This is a genomic window from Vibrio sp. Of7-15 (genome assembly GCF_022347565.1).
GTDB lineage: Bacteria > Pseudomonadota > Gammaproteobacteria > Enterobacterales > Vibrionaceae > NORP241.
Genome location: NZ_JAKRGH010000020.1, coordinates 80,619 through 93,599, shown reverse-complemented (window position 1 = coordinate 93,599; position 12,981 = coordinate 80,619). Strand labels below are relative to the sequence as shown.

At 43.2% G+C, this 12,981-nt stretch carries 12 protein-coding genes; 4 read left to right on the top strand and 8 right to left on the bottom strand.

Annotated elements, in window-relative coordinates; genetic code table 11:
- Positions 1-58: 58 nt before the first annotated feature.
- Positions 59-1,219, bottom strand: a complete 1,161-nt coding sequence (locus tag MHO82_RS25890; RefSeq protein ID WP_239186212.1) for a diguanylate cyclase — start codon at positions 1,217-1,219, stop codon at positions 59-61.
- Positions 1,209-2,093, bottom strand: coding sequence for a cytochrome c peroxidase (locus tag MHO82_RS18480; protein ID WP_239186224.1), 885 nt, complete (start codon positions 2,091-2,093; stop codon positions 1,209-1,211). The genes MHO82_RS25890 and MHO82_RS18480 overlap by 11 nt, the downstream gene beginning before the upstream one ends.
- 339 nt (positions 2,094-2,432) lie before the next feature.
- Here MHO82_RS18480 and MHO82_RS18475 point away from each other — a divergent pair, with 339 nt between their 5' ends.
- Together MHO82_RS18475 and MHO82_RS18470 are read left to right on the top strand one after the other, a co-directional pair.
- Complete coding sequence (locus MHO82_RS18475; RefSeq protein ID WP_239186210.1) at positions 2,433-3,326, top strand: DMT family transporter; 894 nt, start codon at positions 2,433-2,435, stop codon at positions 3,324-3,326.
- A 100-nt stretch (positions 3,327-3,426) separates the two neighbouring features.
- Complete coding sequence (locus tag MHO82_RS18470; RefSeq protein WP_239186208.1) at positions 3,427-3,771, top strand: YajD family HNH nuclease; 345 nt, start codon at positions 3,427-3,429, stop codon at positions 3,769-3,771.
- A gap of 107 nt (positions 3,772-3,878) precedes the next feature.
- Here MHO82_RS18470 and MHO82_RS18465 read toward each other — a convergent pair whose 3' ends face one another.
- From MHO82_RS18465 to phnW, 4 genes are read right to left on the bottom strand one after another with little or no spacing between them, the layout of a single operon-like run.
- Positions 3,879-5,312 carry an FAD-dependent oxidoreductase gene (locus MHO82_RS18465; protein ID WP_275440672.1) on the bottom strand — a complete coding sequence of 478 codons (1,434 nt, stop codon included), beginning with the start codon at positions 5,310-5,312 and terminating at the stop codon, positions 3,879-3,881.
- Between the two features lie 2 nt (positions 5,313-5,314).
- A complete protein-coding gene (gene phnX / locus MHO82_RS18460; RefSeq protein WP_239186220.1) occupies positions 5,315-6,133 on the bottom strand; it encodes a phosphonoacetaldehyde hydrolase in 819 nt (272 codons plus the stop codon).
- Positions 6,134-6,152: 19 nt separating this feature from the next.
- Positions 6,153-7,553, bottom strand: coding sequence for an aspartate aminotransferase family protein (locus MHO82_RS18455; RefSeq protein ID WP_239186218.1), 1,401 nt, complete (start codon positions 7,551-7,553; stop codon positions 6,153-6,155).
- An 8-nt stretch (positions 7,554-7,561) separates the two neighbouring features.
- Positions 7,562-8,668: a 2-aminoethylphosphonate--pyruvate transaminase gene (gene phnW / locus MHO82_RS18450; RefSeq protein ID WP_239186206.1), complete on the bottom strand. Its 1,107-nt coding sequence runs from the start codon at positions 8,666-8,668 to the stop codon at positions 7,562-7,564.
- Between the two features lie 281 nt (positions 8,669-8,949).
- Here phnW and MHO82_RS18445 point away from each other — a divergent pair, with 281 nt between their 5' ends.
- The gene (locus tag MHO82_RS18445) at positions 8,950-9,957 is read left to right on the top strand and encodes a putative 2-aminoethylphosphonate ABC transporter substrate-binding protein (RefSeq protein WP_239186204.1); all 1,008 of its coding nucleotides are present in this window, start codon (positions 8,950-8,952) and stop codon (positions 9,955-9,957) included.
- A gap of 62 nt (positions 9,958-10,019) precedes the next feature.
- Here the strand turns inward: MHO82_RS18445 and MHO82_RS18440 are convergent, their stop codons facing one another.
- Positions 10,020-10,775, bottom strand: a complete 756-nt coding sequence (locus MHO82_RS18440; RefSeq protein WP_239186202.1) for a transporter substrate-binding domain-containing protein — start codon at positions 10,773-10,775, stop codon at positions 10,020-10,022.
- Between the two features lie 142 nt (positions 10,776-10,917).
- Positions 10,918-11,610, bottom strand: a complete 693-nt coding sequence (locus MHO82_RS18435) for an ABC transporter substrate-binding protein (protein WP_239186200.1) — start codon at positions 11,608-11,610, stop codon at positions 10,918-10,920.
- A gap of 271 nt (positions 11,611-11,881) precedes the next feature.
- Here MHO82_RS18435 and MHO82_RS18430 point away from each other — a divergent pair, with 271 nt between their 5' ends.
- The gene (locus MHO82_RS18430) at positions 11,882-12,979 is read left to right on the top strand and encodes a putative 2-aminoethylphosphonate ABC transporter ATP-binding protein (RefSeq protein WP_239186198.1); all 1,098 of its coding nucleotides are present in this window, start codon (positions 11,882-11,884) and stop codon (positions 12,977-12,979) included.
- Positions 12,980-12,981 lie beyond the last annotated feature (2 nt).

The following is a 12,981-nucleotide window of genomic DNA, read 5'->3' as shown; positions in this document are numbered from 1 at the left end:
TGAATAAGAGGTTACTTCTAACATGGGCATTTCTTCAGGCTATAGCCTCAAGGAACAATCACCACCGCCCTAGGCGGTGGTTTTGAGGGGCCAATAAAATAAACTCATCACCACCAATACGATAGAGATGATCCACACTACGTAAAATCTGTGTTAACTCTGTCGTGATGTTAATCAAAAGGCGATCACCATCGTCATGGCTTAAGTTGTCATTCACCGATTTAAAATTATCAAGGTCAATATAAAACAACGAAAAAGCATTATCTCCTAAACGATATTGCTCTACCAAGCTTTGTAAGTCTTGATCAAACGACAAACGATTACCTATTCCGGTTAAAGGATCCGTTAGGCTACGTTGCTGGTTGATTCTGTTTTTACGGTAATAATTCACCGCCATTGACACCGATATCACCAAAGCCAACACAAAAAGAGAAAGCACCACATAAAAACTTCTGAGCTGCCGATCTTGTTGATGAGCTAGCTCCGCCAACTGTTTAATATTTTTTAGCTTTATATCCACCAGCAGATATTCCAACGACGCATCCGTTAAGCTCACTACATCTTCAGAATTACTTTCTCTGGTTAAATAAAACACATTAATGTGATTGTCTAAGCTAACGAATAAACTGCTCAACTGTTGATTGGTTTCAAGGCATGCGTTTTTTAATGGCAATGGTGAACGCCTCTGGGGCTGATCCGAATACATAAACAGTACATTAGAGAGCTCTGCATCTAACCAACTATTTAATTTAGGTCGTATCGCTACACACTCTGGCGACAGCGTATTATTCAGAAGATCACGAGTCTGACGGTACAAACTTGGTACGTAAATCGCCGAATTAGCAGCCAATGCATGATTTGATTTATAGCCTTCAAAGATATTCTCTAATTCATCAACCATAGCGTTAATGTCATTCATGTGTACCGCTAGGGCTGTAGCGCCTTGTTGACTTAACTTATTTAAAATAGCTTGCTCTTGCTTCATTGTTTTAAAAGCAATATTAGTTGGGTCAAACGTTCTTTCCAGTCCTGAGCTTAATCGCATTACTTCCTGACTAAAAAGCTCTTTTAGCTCTTCAAACTCGGTTAAATGCTCGACAGTATTCTGATTAAGTTTCAGTTCCGCACTCGGTTCAAGCTGCTGTAATAAATAACGCCAAGATAACCCTAACCCAATCAGCAACAAGAGCGTAAAAACAACAATCATTTTATTTTTCACCCAACTCCCCCCATAAGCTTTCGTCAGAAGTTAACGACTCTAAAAAAGCGGCAAGCAGTGCGGTTTGCTCTTCGTTGAGATCTCGACCTATCTGATATTTACCAATAATTTGGATCGCTTTTGTGAGTTCAGGTTCTCGACCATCGTGAAAATACGGAGCCGTTTTACTGACATTCCGTAGTGAGGGGACTCGATAACGCTCTACTTCCACATTCCTTTCTGTGTATTGTTCAAAAACACCGAAAGGCTGAATGACTCCACCACCAAGTTGACGACCATTATGACAAGAACTGCAACCGAGCTGATCAAATAACAAAAAACCTTGCTGCTGTTCTTTCGTAAGGGCATCTTCATCCCCTAATAAAAAACGGTCAAAGGGTGCTGGAGACACTAGGTTCTCCTGAAAATAGCTCAATGCATCAAGCACCTCATCTTCACTGATGCTCTTTTGATACACCTGATCAAATAAAGTTTTATAACTCGGCGATGTCAACAGATAATCTAAAATGGTGGGCCAATCTCCTCCCATTTCTATCGGTTCTTGCATCACAATATTCGTGTGCTCTCGTACGGTTCTAAAAAAGCCCTTCCACCCTATAAGATAATTTAAGCTAACGTTTAATATGCTCGGCGCATTACGTGGAAAAACATGGCCATTATCTCCTCTTGGAAGAACTTCGTACCCAGCGCCATAATACTCCCTTGAATGACAACTGCTGCAACTGACACTTTTTGAGCCGGAAAGGTTCTTATCTTCGAATAACCTTTTCCCTAACTGAAAACGGTCTTGATCAACGTTATCTGGTAACTGAATAGGAGAGTAAAACGTAAAAAAATCCTTAGAATATTCAGCCCTCAAAGAGGTTGCAAACATCACAAGCACGATTCCAAATAGATGTGTAAAACACTTTTCCGTACTTTTTGCATAAACCATCCTTAGGCCCTACGTTAAGGATTTATTTAATAAAACCATCAATAAAATATCTTATTTATATCCCAATATATTGAACTTAACACCAAGGTCCGCTTTCTTTGATACCTCTATACCAACATCAACCGACAAATTTAACAATAGTCAACACCAGCACAAATGACAGAAAATTTATGCATTCCCTAATGTTTATTTTTTCAACAAAATCAGACTATAGGATTATATCTTTTCTGTCCTCTCTCCCCGTACACTGAAACAAAGAATAAAAATACTGAGGCACCAATGCTGATACGAATCGCCCCTTTTCTTTTTGTTTTATTATGGAGCTCTGGCTTTATTGGTGCTCGCTTTGGCCTTAGTTATGCAGAGCCAGGTACCTTTTTAGCCATACGCATGATTGCTAATATTGCCGTTTTTGTTTTGCTTATTGCCTTAATTAAAGCGGTACTCCCCAAAGGAAAAGAAAAATTACACTCCATGATCTCTGGTTTACTGATCCATGGCTTCTATTTAGGGGGAACTTATCAGGCAATTTCGGTCGGCATGCCCGCGGGTTTGTGCGCTCTACTGGTTGGGTTACAGCCCATTCTAACCGCCGTCATCATGAGTTTTAACGGCAGTGCCAAACTTAGAGCCTCTCAATGGGCTGGGCTGTTTATTGGTTTTGCTGGCATTAGTTTAGTGTTGCAAGGCAATATGGAATGGCAGCAAACAGGCCAAGAAGTCTTCGCTTATGTTTGTACCATTCTTGCCCTATTAGGTATTACCGTCGGCACTCTTTATCAAAAAAAATATTGCCAGAATACCGATATGGTCGGCGGCACCTTGTATCAGTACTTGGCAAGTGCAGCGTTATTTATACTCATCGCCACCACGACGGAAACCATGCAAGTTGAGTGGGCCCAAACTTTCTCACTAACTTTAGCTTGGCTAGTATTTGTTCTCTCTTTAGTGGCAGTCTTACTACTGATGTACATGGTAAAGCATGGGGAATCTTCCAAAGTGGCCTCAACCTTTTACCTCGTTCCACCTGTCACTGCCGTACAAGCGTGGCTGGCCTTTGATGAAACATTCAATCTGTATGGGCTAGTAGGGTTTATCTTAGCGGCAATAGCAGTGTATTTAGTTACACGTAAACCCACCATTGCCAAGGAAACAGAACAACAAATGGCGTAAAGCACAAAACTCACCGTGTAATTTAGGCCACAGTAGACCCAGCTGAATGAAATGATTACACTCAACCTTATAAATAAAAAACACCAAAATAGGTTGAGCAATGTCGTCTGATTATTATGGCACTAGTGCCGCATATGCCCGCAAAGAAAGCGGTTACCGAGAAAAAGCACTGAAGATTTACCCTTGGGTATGTGGTCGTTGTGCTCGTGAATTTGTGTATTCAAACTTGCGTGAACTTACGGTTCATCACGTAGATCACGATCATACCAATAACCCTGAAGATGGCAGTAACTGGGAACTGCTGTGCCTGTTCTGCCATGATCATGAGCACTCTAAATACACAGATCACGATATGTACGGCACAGAAATTAAAGCAGGCGACGATGATCATAAGGGTGCAACGCACAACCCATTTGCCGATCTGAAAGCCATGATGAAAAAGTAAGCCTCTTTTCTTACCTACTAAGACAAAAAATAAAAAAAGGAGCAGATATTTACCATCCGCTCCTTTCTTGTCTCTATCAGCACAAAGCACTTCACTAATTTATTAAACTATTTATCAGCCTTTCCTGCTGCGTTAGCGAGTTTGGCAAGCTGCTTATCAAGCCAGTTAGGTGATTGCTCTGCATCTTCCGCGCACTCTTTACGGCGAATGGCATTGCGTACCAGTATCGCGCCTAACCACCTAATGGGCTCTGGTGGAAAGCTGCCTTTAGGGCCTGTGGTTAAACCGCTTTTTGACCATTCGTTTTCAACCCCGATAACGAGCGATGATAAAACTTGCCCACCAATCCAAGTTTGTGCCACTCCATTTCCAGAATAACCCAAACCATAAAACACATTGCTATTGCCTTCTAACTTGCCAAAAAATGGCAACCCAGTCACCGAGCGATCTGAAGGCCCAGTCCATGAAGCTTCAAACTCCTCTCCCTTTAAACTTGGGAACAGCTTATTAAATGAGGTATTCAGTAACTCTACATATCGGCTGGGAGAATCGAATACCGAACTGAGTTTGTTCGCAAATGAAAAATGATTTCCACCTTTGCCTAACATCAACCGGCCATCTTCTGTTGTGCGGTAGTAATGTACAAAAGTGCGTGAATCAATCACGGTTTTGCCATCATTAAGCCCCAGTTTCTCCAACTTATCTGGAATGGGTTTAGTGATCACCATATCGGAAGACACCACCACAATTTTGTTTTTAAACTGAGGAAACTTCTCAAGCATCCACGCATTTAATGCCATGACTGCTTTTCTTGCGTAAATATTACTGTTTGGCGTTTTGATGGTGACACCATTATCCTCCACCATATCAAGCATCGGAGTTTGCTCGAAAATACGAATCCCCATTTCCTCAGCGACACGCTTTAATCCTCGCACTAATTTACCCGATTGAACGCTGGCTGCCGCCGGTGAGAAATACCCTTCAATATGGCTATCTGATCCCGCTTCTTCTTTAACTCGCCTTGCTTCCCACGCTTTCCAACTGTTGATCTCATGCTTATCAAGCTCTGCCAATACAGGCTCCATTCCCCCGACTTGTGCCTGATTGGTGGCAGTGTATAACGTGCCGTGTCGACGCAACTCTGCATCTATGTTGTGCGTCTGGCAAAATGCTTCGATTTCATACACCGCTTGCTCTGAAGCTTTCACTAACTGTACGGCTTGCTCTTCACCGTACAGCTTTTTTAAAGACAAATACTTGGTTGACCAAGTCAGCATGCAACCGCCATTTCGACCAGAAGCCCCACTACCACACAGTCCTTTTTCAATGATCACAATATCAAGCTCTGGACGTTGCTGTTTCAGTGTAATGGCAGTCCACAATCCTGTATAACCTCCACCGACAATACACACATCCGTTTCAATATCTTGCTTAAGGACCTTGGCTTGATAGTTCGGCTCCAATTCCATGGCCTGACGAAACCAAAAAGGCTGAAACCCGCTGCTTTTTCCTGATGACTGTGCTGCATGCTGTTTTGCCATAACTAAGGTCTCTCATCTGCTGCGATACGTTGCTCAATTTCAGATACAACGCTTGGAAGATCCGCAATAGTGTCCACTAAGTAATGTGGATTACTTTTCGCAAATTTCGCCCGGGCAATATCACGGGCATGGTCTAATTCCGCATCACTGGCATTTAAGTATTCTTCTAACGTTAAACCTGCTTCGTTGCCCGATAAGAGCAAACCAACGGTCCACATACCTGCATTGTGACCTTCTTCAATTCCCGGAGCAGAATCATCCACTTTGATGCAGTCGCTCACTCGTGTTACACCCAATTCAATCACATTATGTAATGCCATAAAGGGAGCTGGTCGGCCGCCAGCTTTTAAATCATCCGTCGCCACTACACAATCTGGACGATAACCTTTTTGTGCTGCGGCTAGAATTAAGGTATCCATCACCACACGCGGGTAACCCGAACAAGAACCAATTTTAATACCACGTTGCTTAAAGCTTTCAACCACTTCAATGGCATGAGGGATCGGGTCGGCGTGATCCGCCACTTTCGCCACCTGCAACGGCATAAAGGTTTGATAAATGTTCTCAACATCTTCGTCACTCATTACTTGACCAAACTGCGCCTTCCAACGTGCGGACACTTCTGGTAAGGCACCAACCGCCTTAATGTGATCCCACTTGCCCAACCCCATTGGTACGCGTGCTTCAGCTAAGCTGATCTCAAAATCATATTGGCGTTTAAAAGCTTCTACAAAAATCGTGGTTGGTGCAAATGAGCCAAAATCGACAATGGTGCCAGCCCAATCAAAAATAATTGCTTGTACGGAAGATACGGTGTTCATGATGTTAGATCCTATAACGTTAGACATAGTTAAATTCCTGACAAACCTGTAAAAGTGCGGTTTCAAAATTGGCCAAAGCATTATCCAGCTCGGCACGAGTAATGATTAATGGCGGGCTAAGTTGCGCGACATTACCTTGTGAAACTTTAAAGCTAAGCCCATTTTCTAAGCAGCGGTACAACAGAGATTCGGCCTCATCAAAAGCGCGTGTTTTGGTTTCATGATCAGTGACAAGCTCTATCCCCCACAGTAAGCCGATCCCTCGCACATCACCAATCAATGGGTATTTGTTTTTCATAGTCATCAACTTTTGACGCATGTATTCTGAATCCGCTTTCACTTTATTAAGCAGATCGTCACGCTCAATCACTTCTATTGTGGCTAATGCAGCCGCGCACCCAATCGGGCTTTTTTCATGGGTGTAGTGACCAAGTGAAACCTGAGATGCCGAGTTATATTTATCTTTAGTGATCATGGCAGCAATGGGAACCATACCGCCACCAAAGCCTTTACCAATGCAAAGAATATCTGGCTCAATGCCATAAGCTTGATGAGTAAACCACTCACCACTTCTTCCCATGCCATTTGGGATATCATCAATGATCAGCATGACGTTATGCTTATCGCAGATCTCTCGCACACGCTGCCAGTACGCTTTACTGGGTACTTGAACATCGGTATTGCGCACCACTTCTGCGATAAAGGCACCAATGCCACCCTCTTTTTCAATCACGTATTCCAAATAATCCGCGTAATGTACGTCACTACCGTCTGGAGACGTTAAAGCTCCTCGGTAAGAAACCGCAGGAGGAATGCGCTCGACGCCAGCCATTAGTGGCCCCATTCCTTCACGAAAACACGCTTCGCCCCCAACAGAAATGGCATCTAATGACGCACCATGAAAAGAGTCCCACAACGACACCACTTTGGAATTCCCCGTCACGTGTCGTGCCAGTTTCAAGGCCATTCCCACCACAGACGTGCCACCCGGCGCAAACAGCACTCGATTTAACTCGCCACCACAGACTTCCGTCAGTTTTGTCGCGCAATCAATAGCCACTTGATTAGTAAAACGACGTGGTGAAAAAGGTAACTGTGCCAGTTGCTCTGTGATCTTCTTAATCACTTCTGGGTGGCCGTGCCCCAACTGATGCACATTATTACCATGAAAGTCCATGTACCGTTTTCCTACCGCGTCTTCTAAATAAATGCCTTCTGCTGCCACCAGCGCATCTAAACAAGGGGTCGACATGGCTTGGTGCAAAAACACTTTGGCATCTTGTTCTAACATGACATTAGTGCGTTCATCGTTAATGCTACTTGCCCATGTCACACGTGCAGGGGTGGTATTCACATCGCCTTCGCTTCGGTGGTGGGTATTCGCGGCATCATGTTCACCCCTTCTCACCGCTTGCTCCATTAGCTCGCTCATGCGTTTTCTTCCCAGTATTTTGCGTTGGAAATCGCGGCTAATAAGCGCTGAATATCTTCTGGGTATACTTCACCAATATTGCCAATGCGGAAGCAGTCAGCATGAGAAACTTTACCCGGATAAATCACAAAACCCTGCTCTTTCAAACGATCATAAAACCCTTTGAACTGATAGCTTTCATCGGTTGGAGAATAGAAAGAAGTAATAATGGGTGAATGCAATTCATCAGCTAATAGTGGTTCAAAACCAAGTAGACGCATACCTGCTACCAGCGTGGTTTGGTTCGTTTGGTAACGCGCAAAACGAGCTTGTATGCCACCTTCTTGCTCAAGCTCAATCAACGCCTGATAAAAAGCACGCACAGTGTGGGTCGGAGACGTAAAGCGCCACTTACCGTGATTCGCCTCCATACACTGCCACTGATCATATAAGTCCAGTGACAAAGAACGCGCACGGCCTTGGCATTTTTCCAGCTCATATTGTTTGGCGATCACAAAGCCAAACCCTGGAACCCCTTGAATGCATTTATTCGCCGAGCTGATCATAAAATCAATGCCCATTTGACCAATATCCATCGGAATACCGCCAAAGCTCGACATTGCATCTAGAATCACGATTTTACCATGCGCTTTTGCCACATCGGCCACCGCTTCAATAGGATTAAGCATTCCGGTAGTCGTTTCACAATGCACAATCGCAACGTGGCTGATCTCTGCATCATTGGCTAACTTATCTTGCACATCGGCTAATACTGGCTGAGCCGTTTCACCCGGAGTAATCACCTCACACGCAATCTGTAAGTAATTGGCAATTTGAGCAATACGAGCCCCATAAGCGCCATTATCCACCACCAACAATTTGCCATTAGCAGGAATAACACTGCCAATGGTGGCTTCAACAGAAGCAGTACCACTGCCCTGCATTAGTACGCTGGTATAACCGGGCTGAGAAGTTGCGAGTTGAACTAACTTAGAGCGAATCACCTCAACAATGTCTTTATTGTATTCATCATCCCATGTACACCAGTCTTTTAGCATGGCCTCACGTACTGTTTTTGAAGTCGATAATGGGCCCGGAGTCAGAAGCAGATACTCGTTATTCATGTCGGTTAACCTATATAATGTCTAAAATCACACTTTGGACTATACCAATATGACATTTACTCTATCAGCGTCATTCAGAGCAGGTAAACAGCCAACAAGCAGGTTTCATAAAACTTTCACATCTGGCTAACTCGATAAAAATAAGACCTCAACGGTTTTTAAATCGCCATTAAATAGCCATATTACGTTCATATTTTCGTCATAAGCCGTTACTAGGATAACCACCAACAACTGGTACACACCAGACTATTACGAAAACTAGACCCGACATGGAGAGAACAATGAAACGCAGCTGGATGATTGGAACCCTAACGGCATTAAGTACACTCGTAACAAGCTCTGCTTTTGCCGCCCAAGAAGTAACGGTATACACCGCATTTGAAACCGACATTCTAGCGAAGTACAAATCGGCCTTTGAAAAAGAAAACCCAGACATCAACATCAAATGGGTTCGAGATTCAACAGGGATCATGACAGCCAAATTACTGGCAGAAAAAAGCAATCCACGAGCCGAAGTTGTATGGGGGTTGGCTGGATCTTCCATGGCTCTATTAAAAAATGAAGGTATCTTAAAGGCATACACACCAAAGGGGTTGGCAGACCTTCGCCCGAGCTTAAATGATCCTCAATCAAGTCAAGCTTGGTACGGGAATGACGCTTTTTTTAATGCCGTCTGTTTTAACGAAGCCGTTGCCAAACAGCTAAATTTACCAAAGCCAAAAACATGGGATGATCTCACCAAGCCGATTTACAAAGGCCACATTGCAATGCCAAACCCAGCTTCTTCTGGTACGGGTTACATGCAAGTTTCTGCTTGGCTGCAAAACATGGGTGAAGACAAAGGCTGGAGCTACATGCAAAAGCTGGATAACAACATTGCCCACTACACACACTCAGGCTCTAAACCTTGTGTACAAGCAGGGATGGGGGAAGTGGCGATCGGCATTTCCATGGCTAGTCGTGGCGCGAAGCTAAAAACACAAGGCGCACCACTGGATGTCATCTTGCCAAAAGGCATCGGTTGGGAGTCAGAAGCTGTGGGGTTAGTGAAGCCATCTGCTGCTGCTCAGCGTGTGGTTGATTGGTCTATTTCAAAAGCAGCCAACGAACTTTACATTGAAATGTACCCAATTGTTGGCCACAAAAAGGTTAGCAAAACCATTCCTAATTTCCCGAATGTAGAAAAAGCCATGGCGAAAATGGATTTTGCTCGTATGGGTGATGAACGCTCACAAATTTTAAAAACATGGTCAGGTAAGTTTGATACTAAATCTGAACCAAAATCCTAATATTGGCACTTTATAAATCAAGGTCAGCTGTTTACTCATGTTCCGGCTGACCTTACTTTTTATTATTGGCTACTTTCCAAAAAACCAGCCACCAGCTCATCATAAGTACCCTCTTCTTTCATCTTCATGAGAACTCCATCAAACTGGTTCAAAAGCGCCTGATATTTTAAATGCTTAGCAAATACGAGATAAGTATGGTTCACTGCTACCGGACGTTTCAGTATCTTAAACTTATGATGGTAATCATTCTTCTTAATAGTTAGAAACCCAGACAATTTCGTCGCAACAATACAGTCCACTCTTCCTAGTAACAGATTTTTAAAATTCGTTGTATCGCTGTTCACCGGATAAACCGTAAAAAGACCATCTTGTTTGGCTTTATCAAATGGATCACCATAACTCCATCCTTTAATTATACCAACCCTTTTCCCTTTCAAATCTTCTAAGCCATTAAACTGAAAAGCCTTATCTGTATTAACATAAAGCAACAGCGTTTCTGTATAAATAGGTTTGGAGTAGTCAAAAATTTTTAATCGAGGCTCTGTTTGATAAGCACCACCTACCCCTGCTTTGCCAGACTCACCTATATGCAACACTCTTTTCCACGGATAAGCTCGTACTTCAAGTGGTACTCCCATACGATGAAATACGGTTCGCAATAATAAAGGGTATAAACCTTTCACTATTGAGCCTTCTTGATACATATAAGGAGGATTGTCATTATCAACCGCGATTTGAATAGCAGGGCTTTGTGCCCATACAGTCTGAGTGAAAAGAACACTAAACACGGTAAACACCAAAAGTAAAATTACTCTCATATACCCTGCACTTAACTTAGATAAGCGGTTGACTGAGAAGGTGTTCTTAATCAAGTAAACCAGCAAGCCTATTAGCTTTATAATATAGAGAATAGCTCATGTTCAGACCTTATAGGCCTCAAATAATGCTCTTAAACAGGCACTATAGATAAGAGTCAATGATAGAATCCATGGTGCCATCTCGATGCATTTCCATGATCGCGTTATTAAATATTTCCACCCATTCGGGCTTGCTGCTATGAATTCGCAATTTCAACTCATGAAAATGAAAAATAGGGCCAATTTCTACGACTGTCTTTTCTAATGCCTCGTGATGCCCATAAATATATTCAAGCTCAACCCGATCAATGATACCAGCGTCACTGCGGTTCTGGGCTACTTTACGTACCAAACTGATGTTATTTACACTGTCATCCCGCTCAAAATATTGCTCATTAAAATACGCATAACCATGAATGGTGGCGACTTTTTTACCACTTAAATCTTCCGGCTTACTAAAAATAAAAGATTTGCCTTTCGGAAAAATAAGCACCTCTTCGGCCGTCATAACTGTTTCGCTCCATAACGACACCTCCCCCTGACCATCTTCTTGACGCCACGCAGGGTTAATACAACACTCCAAAATGATATCCCCTTCAACAAAGGCTTTATGAGCCCGAAGAACAGGTAAGGGTTCACTTGCGACCAGTTCTATCTGTACTCGTTTACCAAGTTCTTTCATTACATCACTAAAAATACCACTAACACCGCCGTATTTAACAATCCAATATGGCTCCCACCCAATGCTGTGAACGGTATAAACCGCCTTGTCGCTGACAGCTTTGGTACTCAACATCAAACAACATAAAAAAAGCAGGGTTTTACACCACAGCCTACAAAGCTTGATCACGTATCTATTACTTATTGCCTGAAACAAACCACCTTCCCGCTCAATTCACACCATGTGTAAACTATAGCTCACAAACAGAACACTCTGATTTATCTAATTTATAAGTAATAACTACCGCCTTTTCATAACAGCTTCATCATTTCGTCAACTCATCGTCATTGTAATGTCACGTGTAAAAACTACAGTTTGGTATATACCAATACAAGTGAGCGGTACAATGAACACTTATCTGAATATTGACAATGTGGTGAAACAATTTGGCACTTTTGCCGCTTTGAAGAATATCTCATTGCAAATCAACAAAGGCGAATTTGTCTGTTTTTTAGGCCCTTCCGGTTGTGGGAAAACCACTTTACTTCGTGCCATTGCAGGGCTTGATTTGGCAACGTCTGGACTAATTACTCAAGGTGGCCACGACACCACATTTTTACCGCCCGAAAAGCGAGATTTTGGCATCGTATTTCAGTCTTACGCTCTTTTCCCCAATTTAACCGTGGCTGAAAACATCAGTGTCGGTTTACGCAACCAAGGAAAATCGGTTGCGCAATGTGCCAATTTAGTCGATCACTGGCTAAGACTTATAGGCCTACCCACTTCTGCCGAAAAATACCCAAACCAGCTTTCTGGCGGCCAGCAACAACGTGTGGCACTTGCACGTGCTTTGGCATTGTCACCAGGCTTATTATTACTGGATGAGCCCCTTTCAGCGTTGGATGCCAAAGTACGCACCCACTTACGTGATGAAATTAAACAACTGCAACGTAAATTAGGCATTACCACCATTATGGTGACTCACGATCAAGAAGAAGCGCTGGCGATGGCGGATCGCATTGTGGTGATGAATCATGGCGTGATCGAGCAAGTAGGCACGCCACAAGAGATTTATGAGCGCCCAGCTTCTCGGTTCGTAGCTGAATTTGTCGGAAGCATGAATTTTATTCCAAGCTCCGTGGTGAGTGACGATCACATTCGCATTGCCGAAACCTTGCTGCCGAAACCTAATCCACAACTACAACGTGGAGAGCTTTTTGATTTGGCGATCCGCCCAGAAGATCTTCATTTCTCAAGATCCGATTCAAGCCTATCAGTACAAGTAAAAGAGGTGGAATTTCAAGGCTCGTACGTGCGTACTGAATGCACTCTGACCAACGAACCCCGTTCACGCCATATAAAAGTGGATGTCCCGATCCGAGAAGCCCGCGACTTGAATTTACAATGTGGGGAGTTCAGGCACCTTAGTTTTTCTAATCACCATACGCACATTTTCCCAACCACGTCACTGCTTAACAAAAGCAACCAAGCTGAGGTTCAATAATG